Annotated in this window: 13 protein-coding genes; 10 read left to right on the forward strand and 3 right to left on the reverse strand. The window is 71.5% G+C overall.

Annotated elements, in window-relative coordinates; all coding sequences use genetic code 11:
• Window positions 1-23: 23 nt before the first annotated feature.
• The 5 genes from AB0I15_RS56585 to AB0I15_RS56605 all read left to right on the forward strand — a co-directional run bounded on the left by AB0I15_RS56585 (window position 24) and on the right by AB0I15_RS56605 (window position 5,990).
• Window positions 24-536 carry a MaoC family dehydratase gene (locus tag AB0I15_RS56585; protein WP_358116635.1) on the forward strand — a complete coding sequence of 171 codons (513 nt, stop codon included), beginning with the start codon at window positions 24-26 and terminating at the stop codon, window positions 534-536.
• Between the two features lie 13 nt (window positions 537-549).
• On the forward strand, window positions 550-1,713 hold the full coding sequence (locus tag AB0I15_RS56590) for an acyl-CoA dehydrogenase family protein (protein ID WP_358116637.1): 1,164 nt from the start codon (window positions 550-552) through the stop codon (window positions 1,711-1,713).
• 77 nt (window positions 1,714-1,790) lie between these two features.
• Complete coding sequence (locus AB0I15_RS56595; RefSeq protein WP_358116640.1) at window positions 1,791-2,870, forward strand: cation diffusion facilitator family transporter; 1,080 nt, start codon at window positions 1,791-1,793, stop codon at window positions 2,868-2,870.
• A 183-nt stretch (window positions 2,871-3,053) separates the two neighbouring features.
• Window positions 3,054-4,376: an acyltransferase gene (locus AB0I15_RS56600; RefSeq protein ID WP_358116643.1), complete on the forward strand. Its 1,323-nt coding sequence runs from the start codon at window positions 3,054-3,056 to the stop codon at window positions 4,374-4,376.
• 426 nt (window positions 4,377-4,802) lie between these two features.
• Complete coding sequence (locus tag AB0I15_RS56605; RefSeq protein WP_358116645.1) at window positions 4,803-5,990, forward strand: hypothetical protein; 1,188 nt, start codon at window positions 4,803-4,805, stop codon at window positions 5,988-5,990.
• Window positions 5,991-6,098: 108 nt separating this feature from the next.
• On the opposite strand, the gene AB0I15_RS56610 is transcribed toward AB0I15_RS56605, so the two are convergent.
• Window positions 6,099-6,722, reverse strand: a complete 624-nt coding sequence (locus tag AB0I15_RS56610) for an NAD(P)H-dependent oxidoreductase (protein WP_358116648.1) — start codon at window positions 6,720-6,722, stop codon at window positions 6,099-6,101.
• A gap of 127 nt (window positions 6,723-6,849) precedes the next feature.
• Complete coding sequence (locus tag AB0I15_RS56615) at window positions 6,850-8,133, reverse strand: ATP-binding cassette domain-containing protein (RefSeq protein WP_358116650.1); 1,284 nt, start codon at window positions 8,131-8,133, stop codon at window positions 6,850-6,852.
• Between the two features lie 219 nt (window positions 8,134-8,352).
• Between AB0I15_RS56615 and AB0I15_RS56620 the strand changes: the two genes are divergently transcribed.
• The 3 genes from AB0I15_RS56620 to AB0I15_RS56630 are packed head-to-tail and all read left to right on the forward strand — an operon-like array spanning window position 8,353 to window position 11,737.
• Window positions 8,353-9,846: a glycoside hydrolase family 13 protein gene (locus AB0I15_RS56620; protein ID WP_358116653.1), complete on the forward strand. Its 1,494-nt coding sequence runs from the start codon at window positions 8,353-8,355 to the stop codon at window positions 9,844-9,846.
• Window positions 9,843-10,868 carry a LacI family DNA-binding transcriptional regulator gene (locus tag AB0I15_RS56625; protein ID WP_358116655.1) on the forward strand — a complete coding sequence of 342 codons (1,026 nt, stop codon included), beginning with the start codon at window positions 9,843-9,845 and terminating at the stop codon, window positions 10,866-10,868. Before AB0I15_RS56620 ends, AB0I15_RS56625 begins: the two co-directional genes overlap by 4 nt.
• Entirely contained in the window at window positions 10,865-11,737 is an 873-nt protein-coding gene (locus AB0I15_RS56630; protein ID WP_358116658.1) for a PfkB family carbohydrate kinase, read from the forward strand. Before AB0I15_RS56625 ends, AB0I15_RS56630 begins: the two co-directional genes overlap by 4 nt.
• Window positions 11,738-11,774: 37 nt before the next feature.
• On the opposite strand, the gene AB0I15_RS56635 is transcribed toward AB0I15_RS56630, so the two are convergent.
• On the reverse strand, window positions 11,775-12,986 hold the full coding sequence (locus AB0I15_RS56635) for an MFS transporter (protein ID WP_358116660.1): 1,212 nt from the start codon (window positions 12,984-12,986) through the stop codon (window positions 11,775-11,777).
• A gap of 120 nt (window positions 12,987-13,106) precedes the next feature.
• Here AB0I15_RS56635 and AB0I15_RS56640 point away from each other — a divergent pair, with 120 nt between their 5' ends.
• On the forward strand, window positions 13,107-13,727 hold the full coding sequence (locus AB0I15_RS56640; RefSeq protein ID WP_358116663.1) for a bifunctional 4-hydroxy-2-oxoglutarate aldolase/2-dehydro-3-deoxy-phosphogluconate aldolase: 621 nt from the start codon (window positions 13,107-13,109) through the stop codon (window positions 13,725-13,727).
• A 22-nt stretch (window positions 13,728-13,749) separates the two neighbouring features.
• Window positions 13,750-14,171 (forward strand): GntR family transcriptional regulator (locus AB0I15_RS56645; RefSeq protein ID WP_358116666.1); only part of this gene is annotated, 422 nt, incomplete at its 3' end.

Genomic DNA, 14,171 nt, shown 5'->3' on the forward strand with positions numbered 1-14,171 from the left:
GATCGTGTGAACAGGAGCAGCCCGTGACCGTTCACGAGCCCGGCATCGGCCGCTACTACGAGGACTTCGTCGTCGGGGACGTCTACCAGCACCCCATGGGACGCACGATCAGCGAGGCGGACAACACCTGGTTCACGCTGCTCACGATGAACACGAACCAGAACCACTTCAACGCCCACTTCGCCGCCAAGGCCCCCACCGGCAAGATCATCGTGAACTCCGGGCTGACCGTGGCCATCGTGCTCGGGCTGTCCGTCATCGACGTCAGCCAGACGGCCATCATGAACCTGGGCTGGGAGGACATCCGGCTCACCCATCCGGTCTTCGTGGGCGACACCGTCTACGCCGAGTCGAAGGTGACCGCGAAACGGGAGTCGAAGTCGCGCCCGTACGCCGGGATCGTCACCTGCTACACGCGCGGGCTCAACCAGGACGGCGACGAGATCATGTCCTGGACGCGGACCGTCATGGTCTACCGGCGCGACGCCCCCCACGACAAGGGCTACTTCCCCCAGGCCAAGAACGGCCCGCTCTGAGGAATGGAGGCACATGGACTTCGAGTTGACCGACGAGCAGAAGGCGTTCCGCGAGACCCTGCGCGCGTTCGTGGAGAAGGAGATCCTGCCGGTCGCCACCGAGTGGGAGCACTCGGGACGCTACCCGGCCGAGATCATCGACAAGATGAAGCAGATGGGGCTGTTCGGCCTGTCCGTGCCCGAGGAGTACGGCGGCATGGAGGCGGACATGGTCTCGTTCGCGCTGGTCTTCGAGGAGATCGCGCGGGGCTGGATGGGCGTGGCGGGCACGATCGGGTCCCATTCGCTGGCCTGCTGGATGATCGCCCGGCACGGCACCGAAGAGCAGAAGCGCCGCCACCTCCGAGACCTGGCCACCGGCGCCCGGCGCACCGCGATCGCGCTGACCGAGCCCGGCGCGGGCACCGACCTGCAGGGCATCCAGACCCGCGCGGTACGTGCCGGCGACCACTACGTCGTGACCGGCACCAAGACCTGGATCACCAACGCCCGCCACGCCGACCCGCTGCCCGTGCTCGTCAAGACCTCGATCGCCGAGCCGGCCCACAAGGGCATGTCGGTGCTGCTCGTGGACCCGTCGTCGCCCGGCTTCAGCGTCAGCCGCGACCTGCCCAAGCTCGGCTACAAGGGCACCGAGACGTGCGAGGTGGTGCTCGACGCGGTGCGCGTGCCGGTCGACTGCCTGCTCGGCGGCGTCGAGGGGCGGGGCATGCAGCAGGTGCTCGGCGGGCTGGAGATCGGCCGCATCAACATCGCCGCCCGCGCGGTCGGCGTGGCGCAGGCGGCCTACGACGCGGCGCTGAGCTACTCGCGCGAGCGCACGGCCTTCGGGCAGCCGATCGCCGACTTCCAGGCCGTCCAGCTCAAGCTCGCCGACCTGGCCACCGAGATCCAGGCCGCCAGGCTGCTCACGTACTGGGCGGCGTCGCAGGCCGACGGGGGCAAGCGGGTGGACATGGAGGCGGGCATGGCCAAGTACTTCGCCTCGGAGGTGGCGCTCAAGGCCTCCCTCGAGTCGATGCGGATCCACGGCGGGTACGGGTACTCGCAGGAGTTCGTGGTCGAGCGTCTCTACCGGGACGCGCCCCTGATGGCGATCGGGGAGGGCACCAACGACGTCCAGCGCATGGTGATCGCCCGCTCGCTCATCTCCGGCAAGGGCAAGGTCGGCTGGTAGCCGACCGGCCGCCGTGGTCCTGGTGGGGGCTGCGACACTGGTGGGAAGGGACGAACTGCGCGCGAGCGAGGGATGCCATGTCCGACCAGCGGGAATCCACCCCTACGCAGCCCGCCGGGCACGGTCATGGGCACGGTCATGAGCACGGGCATCCGGCTCGCAGAAGTGGGATCAAGGCGTTTCTGGGCCGGGTCGCGCACGCCGTCGCGCCCCACGGTCACGACACCAACGACAAGACCGACAGCGCCCTGGAGTCCAGCAGCAGGGGCATGCGCGTGCTGGCCGTCTCGTTCGCCGTCCTGATGCTCACCGCCGCCGTCCAGGCGGTGGTCGTCGTGGCGTCGGGCTCGGTCGCGCTGCTCGGCGACACGCTGCACAACCTCGCGGACGCGCTCACCGCCGTGCCGCTGGCGATCGCGTTCTCCGTCGGCCGCCGCGCGGCCACCCGCCGCTTCACCTACGGCTACGGCCGGGCGGAGGACCTCGCGGGCATCGTCATCGTCGTGCTCATCGCCGTCTCGGCGGCCCTGGCCGGATATGAGGCCGTCCGGCGGCTGCTGGACCCCCAGGAGATCCAGGCGGTGGGGTGGGTGGCCGCGGCGGCGGTGATCGGGTTCGCGGGCAACGAATGGGTGGCCCGCTACCGGATCAAGGTGGGCAGGGAGATCGGCTCGGCCGCGCTGGTGGCCGACGGCCTGCACGCCAGGACCGACGGCTTCACCTCGCTGGCCGTCCTCCTCGGGGCCGGGGGCGCGGCGCTCGGCTTCCCCGTCGCGGACCCGATCGTCGGCCTGCTGATCACGGTGGCCATCTGCTTCGTCCTGCGCGACGCGGCGCGTGAGATCTACCACCGGCTGATGGACGCCGTCGACCCCGCCCTGGTGGACGAGGCCGAACGCATCCTGGCCACGGTGGACGGGGTGCGCGGGGTGGGGTCCGTACGGCTGCGGTGGATCGGCCACGCGCTGCACGCCGAGGTGGAGATCCTGGTCGATCACGGCATGTCGGTCGTCGACGCGCACAAGGTGGCGGTGGAGGCCGAACACCGGCTCATCCACGAACTGCCCCGGTTGCGCGCCGCCACCGTCCACACCGACCCGCACGGACCCGCCGGCGCCGACCACCACGCCACCCTCTCCACCCACCGCACTCCCTGACAATTCCCTCGTTCGCGAGCCCGCGCGCGTCGCCTCTCGCGGGCTCGACCTGGGACGACGGCCTGGCCTGCCCGGCAAAGCCGTGAACGGGACCGGCAGGGGCGGCGGGAGGGCCGTGAGATGGCTGGGCGGGGTGCCCGGTCCGGCGGCATCAGGAGGCCGGGAACGGGTAGGTTGGGCCGGGTGTCCGCCGCCACCCCGCAGCCCGCCAAGCCCGCACCCGTGGCCAGGCTCGCCTGGCTCGACGCCCTGCGCGGCATCGGCGCCCTCGCCGTGGTGGCCGAGCACCTGCTGCCCTGGTTCCTGCCGGCCCTCAGGCCCTACTGGTTCAATCTGGGCGTCTACGGCATCCTGGTGTTCTTCCTGGTCAGCGGCTACATCATCCCGACCTCCCTGGAACGCCACGGCGACGTGCGCGCGTTCTGGATCAGCCGCTTCTTCCGCCTGTACCCCCTCTACCTGGCCGTGATCGTCCTCGTGCTGGCGCTCGCCTGGTGGGTCCCGGTGCGCGAGGCCGTCCCGCGGGACGGGAGCGCGGTGGCGGCGCACGCGACCATGCTGCTCGACGTCGTCAGCGTCGGCGGGGTGGCCGACACGATGTGGACGCTCTCGTACGAGATGGTGTTCTACCTGCTGGTCACGGCGCTGTTCCTGACGCGGGGGCACGACCGCAGCGGGCTGCTGTCCGTGCTGTTCGCGGTGGCGGCCGTGGTGGTCGGGCTGATCGCGCCGGGGGCGGTGCTGGTCGGCGGGTGGCCGGCGTACGTGTCGTGCGCGGTGTTCGTCGTCGGGCTCGGGTGCGTGGTGCTGGGGCGGTTCCGTACGGCGGCGGCGTGCGTGCTCGGCCTGATGGGGCTGGTGTTGCTGCTGCTGAGCAGCCGGGTGCCGTGGCTGGGGGCGGCGGTGCTGGCCGTGATGTTCGCGGGCACGGCGATCCACCGGTGGGAACGCGGCACCGGCTCCCTGTGGCCGGTGGCGGTCGCGACGGCCCTGGTGGGGATCTCGCCCCTGTGGGCCATCGAGAGCGGCTGGTGGTGGGTGCGGGCCGACGTGTGGCTGACGACGATCGCGCTGGCCGGGGTCACGTTCGCGGGCGGGATGGCGCTGCGCGGGAGGCGGCTGCCCCGGGTGCTGGTGTGGTTCGGGCTGATCAGCTATTCGCTGTACCTGGTGCACCATCCGGTGCTGAAGTACTTCGTGGAGATCACCGGGGATCTGCGGCGGGCGGATCTGCCGTACCAGGTGGGGATGGCGGCGCTGGCCGTCGCCGTGGTGCTGGCCGTCAGCGCGCTGTCGTACCGCTATGTCGAGAAACCCGCGCAGGACCTGGGCCGGCGTCTGGCCCGGCGGCTCTCAGACCGGGGCGCCGGCGCGCTCCTCGAGGAGCGCGGCGACGGCCGGGTGCCGGGACAGGACGCGGGCCACGACGGGGTCCTCCGCCAGGAGGAACGCCAGATGCCTGACGGCGTGCGCGACCACGTTGGCCAGGGCGACCCGCTCAGGTGACGGCGTCGCCGGGGCCCGCCCCCGGGCGATCTCCAGCACGGGGACCTCGACCGCGGGCAGCCAGGGCGACGGATCGGGACACACCGCGTACGTCAGGACGATCGTCCCGTCCGGCTCATGTCTCCAGCTCGTGGAGTGCACGACCGTGTCCTGATCGCCCGCCGCGACGCCGCCGAGCCTGCGCGCGGCCTCGTCCGGGCTTTCGCCACGTCCTGGCTGGGTAATGGCATGGCGGTACGCCCAGCGATCGTCATTGCCCACCCGTAGCATGAGCGTCTCAACCGAGACCACATGTCTTCCCGTCACCGCCAACAACTTACTGCCAATCATATGCAGGTACGTCCCTCGCGCATATGTCTCCCCCTCTTGTTCACACCGGCGGGCCGGGTTGTAGTCGATGGCGTGCGAGAGAGAGGCCGACAGACGATGCCCGGTTTGCTGGTGCTGATGGGGTCGGGCGAGACGAGCCCGACCATGGTCGAGATCCACCGTGCCGCGGCGCGGACCCTGCGCCCCGGAGCGCGAGCCGTGCTGCTGGACACCCCCTATGCCTTCCAGGAGAACCGTGCCGACATCTCGGCCCGCGCCTGCCGGTATTTCGCCCACAGCGTCGGCCTGGATGTCGAGGTGGCGCCCGGGATCACGGGCGCCGACTGGGTGTTCTCGGGTCCGGGCAGCCCCACCTACGCGCTGGACCGGTGGGCGGGCTCCGGCGTGGCCGGCGACCTGCGGGCCCGGATCCGGGCGCGCGAGGGAGTGACCGTGCTGGCCTCGGCGGCGGCCTGCACGGCGGGGCTGGCCACCGTGCCGGTGTACGAGATCTACAAGGTGGGCGCGGAGCCGCACTGGCGCGAGGGCATCGACCTGCTGGAGCCGCTCGGGCTGCAGACGGTGCTGATCCCGCACTTCGACAACGCCGAGGGCGGCACCCACGACACCCGCTTCTGCTACCTGGGCGAGCGCCGGCTGTCGCGGATGGAGCGAGAGCTGCCGCCCGGCACGGCGGTCCTCGGCCTCGACGAGCACACGGCGCTGGTCATCGACCTGCGGGCCGAGTCGGTGCACGTGACGGGGCGTGGCGGCCTGACGGTGCGCCGGCCGGGCGCGCGGACGGTGCTGCCGGCGGGCACCCGTACGACCCTCGCCGGCCTCCGCCGTCTCGCCGAAGGCGTCACGGGCACCCCGGTCCCGCCGCCGCCCGAGCCGGAGGCGGCTCCCGCCGAGGTGACCCTGGAGGAGTCCGTCCAGGCGTGCGAGGAGCTCTTCACATCGGCGGTGGCCAGGCCCGACCTGGTGGCGGCGGCGCAGGCGGTGCTCGACCTGGAGGCCGAGATCGTCAAGTGGGCCGCCGACACGGAGGAGGACGCGGGCGGGGTGGAGCAGGCCAGGGAGCTGATGCGCCACCTGATCGCCCGCCTCGGCGACCTGGCCGCCACGGCCACCCAGCGCTCCCAGGCCCTGCCGTCCCTGGTCGAGCCCCTGCTCACGCTGCGGGCGGACCTGCGGGGGGAGGGGTGCTACGACGTGGCGGACGCCCTGCGCTCGGCCATGCTCCGGGGCGGCGTCCTCGTCGAGGACACCCCCGACGGCCCCCGCTGGACCCCGGCTCCGTGACCGGCGCGACCGGCTTCCCCGGATCGCCGACGGGCCCGTGGAAGGGGCGGTAGCGTTCCTTCGTACCAAGCCCTTGTTCGACCCCGCCGTCCTCGCGGGCCCGCGCGTCTAGAACGTTCTGGCGATCTCGCGGGCCCGCTCGTCCGCCCGCTTACGCTCATGCTCGTACGACCCCGTGAGCGTCGGGTGGTGGCGGACCTCCTGGACGTCCGTGATGCCGGCCCAGCGCAGCCAGTCGTCGAAGTACGTCGACTGGAAGTCGCGCCCGAACTCCGGCCCCACCCCCGGTCCCCAGACCGCGCTCGTGTAGATGACGGCGGCGCGCTTGCCGGTCAGCAGGTGGCTGTAGCCGGTCTCCGGGTGCACGCCGAAGACCATGGCCGGCTGGCTGACCACGTCGATGAACTGCTTGAGCTTGTACGGCACCCCCGCGTTCCACATCGGCACGCTGAACAGGTACCGGTCATAGGCGTCGAAGCGCTCGAACGTCCGCACGGCCGCCGCCCACGCCTCGGCCTGCTCGCCCTCCGGTGTGCCGCCCCCGAACACGGTCATCTTGGCGGCAGCGGCGGCGGGGCCGAACTCCGGCAGCGTCCCGTCCCACAGGTCGAACCGGTCGATCGGGGAGGCCGGGTGCGTGGCCTCGTACTCCTCGGTGAACGTGGTGGCGATCCCCAGCGAGATCGACTCGGCTCCGCGCGGTGAGGCGGAGATGTGCAGCAGTCTGCTCATGTGCTCGAACCCTTCGGCTTCCGGACTGTGGTCCGTTTAGAAGATACGGACTGCGGTCCGGTTGGTCAAGGGCATGAGAAAGGCCGGGTGCCCGTGATGGCGCCCGGCCGGAGGGTCTGGAAGGTGGCTAGCGGCGCGGGGGGTCGATGCGGGCGCCGTCCAGGGTGAAGATCATGATGCGGGACAGGTCCACGGCCACCTTGCAGGCGTCGCCCGCGCGCCAGACCGGCCGGTTGCCCAGCCGGATGATGAGGTCCGAGCGGCGGTGGACGCCACTGTTCGGGTGCTGCCCCACCCGCTCCTGCTCCTGGTGCTCCTCCTTGCGCTGCGAGAACAGCCGCCGCACCAGCCCCGACACCTTGCCCGTGCCCTTCTTGTCGCCGTTGACACGCCCGCGCGGGTCCGGCGGCTCGGGTACGGGCACGGGCGGTATCCCGCACTCCAGGTACGCCAGCCACTCATGCCCGTGGTACTCCAGCGCCCGCACCCGCCCGAAGAACGACGGCCCCTCGTACGTCTCCGGCACCGGAGCCAGCCCGTCCGGCCGCAGTCCCACGAGGACCTGTCCGCCCGTGTGCTGGGAAATGGCGTAAGCCCTGGGATCGCTCCACGGCAGCATGACCCGGTGCGGGCCGAAGTCGAGCATCACGTACTGGTTCTGCGGCGTCCTGACGGTGGCCGCCAGCAGGTTCAACTGCTGAGAATTGAGGAACGCGGCCACGAACGCGGTCGCTGGATCGTTGTAAATCTGGGCCGGAGTGCCGACGTCCTGCAGGACTCCGCGATTCAGGATCGCGATCCGGTCCGCCAGCGTCAGCGCCTCCACTTGGTCGTGTGTCACGTAAATGGTGGTGACCCCGAGCGACCTGACCAGCGCCGAGATCTCCATGCGCAGTTCGGTGCGCATGCCGGCGTCCAGGTTCGACAGCGGCTCGTCCATGAGGAACAGCTTCGGCTGCCGGACGATCGCCCGGCCCATCGCCACGCGCTGGCGCTGGCCGCCGGAGAGCGTGCCCGGGCGGCGGTCGAGCGTCTCGTCGATGTGCAGGGCCTTGGACAGCTCGGTCACCCGCTCGCGCACCAGCGCGGGGTCCGACTTGGCGATCTCGAGGGGGAAGGCGATGTTCCCGCGTACGGTCCTGTGGGGGTAGAGCGCGCCGTTCTGGAAGACCATGGCCACGTCACGGTCACGTGGGGCCAGGTGGTTGGCCATCTGGCCGTCGAGCCAGAGGTCCCCTTCGGTGATCTCCTCCAGACCTGCGATCATGCGGAGCAGCGTGGATTTCCCGCATCCTGAGGGACCGAGAAGGACGAGGAACTCGCCGTCTTCAGCCCGCAGGCTCAGCCGGTCGACTGCCAGGTAGTCGCCCGGATACACCTTGGTCACTTTGTCGAGAACGACCGAGCTCATGGGCCTACACCTTGCGCGCGTGTCACCTGTGACGAGGCTGATTGAAGGGGTAGTACATCGCGCCTTAACGGCATGTGTCCACCTTTGACATAAAGAATCTAGGTCGCACGAGTTTCGGTCGGGGGTTTTGGGCATCCGTACGCCGAAATTTCCGTATTGTCGGGGCGTGGAAGGGCTTGCGTAAACTTGCGGCAAGGGCTTTCATGGTCCGGGACATTCATGGGCAAGTCGGGGGTAACCATGACTGAGTGGTGGCGGGACGCTGCGATTTACCAGGTCTACGTGCGCAGTTTCGCTGACGGCAACGGTGACGGGGTCGGCGACCTGATCGGCGTTCGCGATCGCCTGCCGTACGTGGCCGGGCTGGGCGTGGACGCCATCTGGCTGACGCCGTTCTACACCTCGCCCATGGCCGACTTCGGGTACGACGTGGCCGACTACAGGGATGTTGACCCGCTGTTCGGATCACTTGCGGACGCCAAGGCCCTCATCGACGAGGCGCACGGCCACGGCCTGCGCGTGATCGTCGACATCGTGCCGAACCACACCTCCTCCGCCCACCCCTGGTTCCAGCGGGCGCTGCGGGGCGAGGAGCGTGATCGCTACATCTTCCGGGACCGGCCGAACGACTGGGAGTCGATCTTCGGCGGCCCGGCATGGACGCAGGTCGAGGACGGGCAGTGGTACCTGCACCTGTTCGACTCCGGCCAGCCCGACCTCAACTGGGACAACGACGAGGTGCGCGGCGAGTTCGAGTCGATCCTGCGCTTCTGGCTCGACCTGGGCGTGGACGGCTTCCGGGTGGATGTGGCGCACGGCATGGTCAAGCCGCGCGGCCTGCCCGACATCGGTCACGGGAACCAGGCCACGATGGTCGGCAGGGAGCCGGTGCCGTTCTTCGACAACGACGGCGTCCACGAGATTCACCGGGCCTGGCGGCGCGTGCTCGACTCCTACCCCGGCGAGCGCATCGGCGTGGCCGAGGCGTGGGCGCCGACGGCCGAGCGCCTGGCCATGTACGTCCGCCCCGACGAGCTCCACCAGGCCTTCAACTTCCACTACCTGTTCACGCCGTGGGACGCCGCCGAACTGCGCGCGGTGATCGACTCCTCGCTGGCCACGGCCGCCTCCGTCGGCGCGCCGACCACCTGGGTCCTGTCGAACCACGACGTCAAGCGGCACGTCACCCGCTACGGCGGCCTGGCCAGGGCCCGCGCCGCCGCGCTGCTGACGCTCGCCCTGCCCGGCTCGGCGTACGTCTACCAGGGCGAGGAGCTCGGCCTGCCCGAGGTGCTCGACCTGCCGGAAGAGCTGTGCCAGGACCCGCAGCGGCTGCGCGACCCCGACAGCGGGCGCGACGGCTGCCGGGTGCCGCTGCCCTGGACACGCGAGTCCGGCTGGCGGGATCCGTGGCTGCCGATCCCGGCGGAGTGGGCCGAGCTGAGCGTGGAGGCCCAGCAGGGCGTGCCCGGCTCGACGCTGGAGCTCTACCGTACGGCGCTGCGCCTGCGGCGGGACCTGAGCGGCGCCGACCTGACCTGGCACGACTCGCCGGAGGGCACGCTCGTCTTCTCCAGGGGCGAGGTCGTCTGCACCGTCAACCTCACCGAGGCGCCCGTCGACTTCGAGATCGACGGCGAGCTCCTGCTCGCCTCCGCTGTGCCTGGAGCAGCGGATTCGGCGGCCTGGTGGAAAGTAAAGTGTGTGCCATGAATGGTCACGCTCGCCTAGCCGACATCGCCGCCCAGGCCGGGGTGAGTGAGGCCACGGTCAGCCGGGTTCTCAACGGCAAACCAGGCGTCTCCGCCGCCACCCGCCAAGCGGTCATGACCGCGCTCGACCTCATGGGCTACGAGCGCCCGCCCCGGCTGCGGCAGCGCAGCAACGGGCTGATCGGCCTGGTGACGCCCGAGCTCGACAACCCGATCTTCCCGGCGTTCGCGCAGGCCATCGAGAAGGCCCTGACCCAGCACGGCTACACGCCCGTGCTGTGCACCCAGCTCCCCGGCGGCGCGCCCGAGGACGAGTTCACCGAGCTGCTGGTCGATCGGGGCGTGAGCGGCATCGTGTTCGTCTCCGGCCTGCACGCCGACACGACCGCGCGGATGGACCGCTACACCCGGCTGACCGACCGCGGGCTGCCGATCGTGCTGGTCGACGGCTACAGCGAGCACATCGACGCGCCGTTCATCTCGCCCGACGACCGCATGGCCGCGCGGCTGGCCGTGCAGCACCTGGTCGATCTCGGCCACGAGCGGATCGGGATCGCGCTGGGGCCGCGCAGGTTCGTGCCGGTGATCAGGAAGATCGAGGGATACCGGCAGGCCATGGCGCAACTGCTCGGCGCGACCGACGTCGACGAGCTGATCGCGCACTCGCTGTTCTCCGTCGAGGGCGGCCAGGCCGCCGCCGCCCAGCTCCTCACCCGCGGCTGCACGGGCATCGTCTGCGCCAGCGACCTCATGGCGCTCGGCGCGATCCGCGCCTGCCGGGAGAAGGGGCTGTCGGTGCCGGGCGAGGTGTCGGTGGTCGGATTCGACGACTCGCCGCTGATCGCGTTCACCGATCCGCCGCTGACCACCGTGCGCAAGCCGATCGGCGCGATGGCGTCGGCGGCCGTGCAGACGCTGCTCGAAGAGGTCAACGGCGCCCCCGCCAAGCACGTCGAGCTGATCTTCCAGCCCGAGCTCGTCGTCCGCGGCTCCACCGGCTCCGGCCCGCTGGTCAACCGGTGACGCACGATGTCCTCGTCCTCGGCGGCGCCGGGGTCGACACCACGGTCTACGTGCCCGAGCTGCCGCTGCCCTACCGGGACACCTACCAGGTCCCCCCGGTCACCGACCGGATCGGCAACACCGGCGCAGGTGTGGCGCTCGGCTGCCACGCGCTCGGGCTCGGCGTCGCCTTCGCCGACCTGATCGGCGACGACCCGCAGGGCGCGCTGATCCGCCACGCGCTGCGCGAGGTGGACTGCCGCTGGGGGCCGGCCGAGGCGGGCACCAGGCGCAGCGTCCTGCTGGTGGGGCCCGACGGGCGGCGCACCTCGTTCTATGACGCGAAGGTCACGCCCGGCGAGCGCCTGCCCGGCGACCTGTACGCCGACGTGCGCCCCCGCCACGCGCACCTGTCGATCATGGACTTCTGCCGCCACGCCCTGCCGGACTTCGACGGCGTGCCCCTGTCCACCGACCTGCACGACTGGGACGGCGCCGCCGACTACCAGAAGGACTTCGCCTACGGCGCCGACCTGGTGTTCCTGTCGGCCGCCGCCCTGGGCGAACCGGCGGCGACGATGCGCGACATCCTCGACCGGGGCCGCGCCCACACGGTCGTGTGCACGCGCGGCGCCGACGGCTGCCTGGTCATGACCCGCGACTGCGGCGTGCGCGCCTTCCCGGCCGCGCCGCTGCCCGGCCCCGTGGCCGACAGCAACGGCGCGGGCGACGCGTTCGTCTCCGGCTTCCTGTACGGCACCCTGCGCGGCAGGCCGCTCGCGGAATGCGTCCGGCTGGGCGCGATCGCCGGCGCGCACGCCTGCTCGGTGCCCGGCACGCACGAGTCCCCGATCACCGAGTCGCTCCTGCTGGCCAGGTCGGACGCGTGAGGGGCGCTCAGTCCAGGGCCGGACGCGTGAGAGGCGCTCACTGCCGGGCCGGACGGCGCTCGTCCAGCTCCCGCCAGGCCCGGCAGACGAACGGCGGCACCGACGCCAGCAGATAGATGCCGGCGAACGCGAACAGCGTGGTGGTCAGGCTGGTGAGCTCGGTGAGCGAGCCGGCCAGCAGCCCGCCGACGGGCATGCCGGCGTACGCGGCGGCCGTGATCGTGCTGAGCACCCGGGCCCGCAGGGGGATGGGGATCCGGTCGAACTGCAGGACCCCGAGGATGGGGTTGATGGCGCCCGCCGCGAACCCCGACAGCGCGGTGACGGCGAGCGCGACGGAGAACGGCGCGCCCATCGCCAGCGCCAGCACGCGCGGGACACCGGCGAGCAGGAAGCACAGGCCGTAGGTGAGCCGGATGGGTAATCGGCCGCCGGTCGCCCCGTACACGATGGTCCCGGCCACCGCCCCCGCGCCCAGCGCGCCGCTGAGCAGGCCGAACGCGCGGGGATCGCCGGCCACGTCGCGGGCGTACAGCGCCAGCAGCACCTGCGTCACGCCCGTGTCCAGCATGTTGACGACCACGACCATCTCGGTGGCGCTCAGTTGCAGCCGGTCGCGCCACAGGAACGTCAGCCCGTCGCGCAGGTCGCGCAGGTAACCGCCGGACTCGCGCGCGCCCCCGTCCACGTGCGGCACCCCGGCGCGGATCAGCAGGGCGGACAGCAGGAACGTGATCCCGTCCGCGAACAGCAGCGTCCCGGGGCCCACCCACAGGATCAGCACTCCGGCCAGCGGCGCGCCCACCATGGCCGCGCCCCGGTAGACGCCGTCGTACGCCGCCGTCGCCCGTTCGATGCGGACCCCGGCGAGCGCGGCCAGATCGGGCAGCATGGCCTTGCGGGCGGTCTCGCCCGGGGTGGCGGCCAGCCAGCGGACGAAGAGCAGCACCAGCAGCAGCGGGTAGGACAGGCCGGTGCTCAGGAACAACGCGGGGATGGCCAGCACGATGAGACCGCTGAGCAGGTCGGACAGCACGCTGGAAAGGCGGAAGCCGAGCCAGTCCACCAGCGTGCCGCCGAACGCCGCCGAGATCACGGTGGGGAAGGTGGTGGCGAAGGCGGCCAGTCCCGTCAGGGCGGCGCTGCCCGTGGTCTCCAGGACGAACCAGGGGACGGCGAGCAGGGACAGCACGTTCCCGGTGACGGAAAGGGCGTTGGCGGCCAGCAGGGTGAAGAATGGACGCCTCACGCGCAATGCCCCCGGGCAACGACTCTCGCTTCAGCGTTCCTCATGGTCGGCTTGTGGTCAAGAGAGCTGGTTTGGGGGCTAACGTCACTAAAAAGATCATTTGATAGTACTATTCGGGTTATGTACCGCTGGGAGATCGTCCAGGCCGTCACCGGGCAGCGCGTTTTCGGGATCGTCAGGACCGCGGGGCCCGAGGAGGCGGTGGCCGCGGCCGAGGCCGTACTGGACGCCGGTCTGCGCGCCGTGGAGGTGGCCCTCACCACGCCGCGCGCCCTCACCGCCGTCGCCCGGCTGACGGAGCTGCGGCCCGAGGCGCTGGTCGGGGCGGGCACCGTGCTCGACGCCGCCTCGGCCCGCGCCGCCGTGGAGGCCGGCGCGCGCTTCCTGGTCTCGCCGAACCTGCACCCCGAGGTGATCCGCGCCGGCCATCGCCACGGCGTGCCCGTCTTCCCCGGCGCCTCGACCCCGACCGAGATCGTCCGGGCCCTGGAAGAGGGCGCCGACGCGGTCAAGATCTTCCCGGCGTCGGGCGTCTCCCCGTCGTGGCTGCGCGACGTACGGGCCGCGCTGCCGCAGCTTCCCGCGATCCCCACCGGCGGCGTGACGATCGGCGACGCGCCGGACTGGATCGCGGCCGGCGCCGTGGCCTGCGGCATGGGCTCGGCGCTGACCTCGGGCGGCGCGCGGGCGGCGGGCGAGCGCGTCACCGCGCTGCTGGCCCGCCTCGCCGGGGCCCGCTGACCCTCCCGTGAAGGAGGGCGGCGTGGAGCTGCGGGGCCTGCACGCACAGATGGTCGACAGGATCGGCCGGTCCATCGCGGCCGAGGAGCTCCGGGCCGGCGACGTGCTGCGGCTGGAGGACCTCCAGGAGCGGTACGGCGTCTCCCGCACGGTCGCCCGCGAGGCCGTACGCGTGCTGGAGTCCAAACGCGTGGTCACCAGCCGCCCTCGCGTCGGCGTCACCGTCCGGCCCATGAGCACGTGGAACCTCTACGATCCCCAGGTGATCCGCTGGCGGCTCGCCTCACCCCGCCGTGAGACGCAACTGCGCGAGCTGGCCGAACTGCGCGCCGCCGTCGAGCCCGCCGCCGCCGCGCTGGGAGACGACATCTACCGGGTCCACGTCGGCATCGACGTGCACATGAGCGTGCAGGACGCGCAGGCCATCATCGACGGCTCGGGCGG

Source organism: Nonomuraea sp. NPDC050643 (assembly GCF_040654715.1).
Taxonomy (GTDB): domain Bacteria; phylum Actinomycetota; class Actinomycetes; order Streptosporangiales; family Streptosporangiaceae; genus Nonomuraea.

Excerpts from the sequence above, each read along its gene's own strand:
- AB0I15_RS56605 (WP_358116645.1), top strand. The coding sequence starts at position 4,803 with ATGCCCGGTTTGCTGGTGCTGATGGGGTCGGGCGAGACGAGCCCGACC.
- AB0I15_RS56640 (WP_358116663.1), top strand. The coding sequence starts at position 13,107 with ATGTACCGCTGGGAGATCGTCCAGGCCGTCACCGGGCAGCGCGTTTTC.
- AB0I15_RS56615 (WP_358116650.1), bottom strand. The coding sequence starts at position 8,133 with ATGAGCTCGGTCGTTCTCGACAAAGTGACCAAGGTGTATCCGGGCGAC.
- AB0I15_RS56610 (WP_358116648.1), bottom strand. The coding sequence starts at position 6,722 with ATGAGCAGACTGCTGCACATCTCCGCCTCACCGCGCGGAGCCGAGTCG.
- AB0I15_RS56625 (WP_358116655.1), top strand. The coding sequence starts at position 9,843 with ATGAATGGTCACGCTCGCCTAGCCGACATCGCCGCCCAGGCCGGGGTG.
- AB0I15_RS56595 (WP_358116640.1), top strand. The coding sequence starts at position 1,791 with ATGTCCGACCAGCGGGAATCCACCCCTACGCAGCCCGCCGGGCACGGT.
- AB0I15_RS56620 (WP_358116653.1), top strand. The coding sequence starts at position 8,353 with ATGGGCAAGTCGGGGGTAACCATGACTGAGTGGTGGCGGGACGCTGCG.
- AB0I15_RS56590 (WP_358116637.1), top strand. The coding sequence starts at position 550 with ATGGACTTCGAGTTGACCGACGAGCAGAAGGCGTTCCGCGAGACCCTG.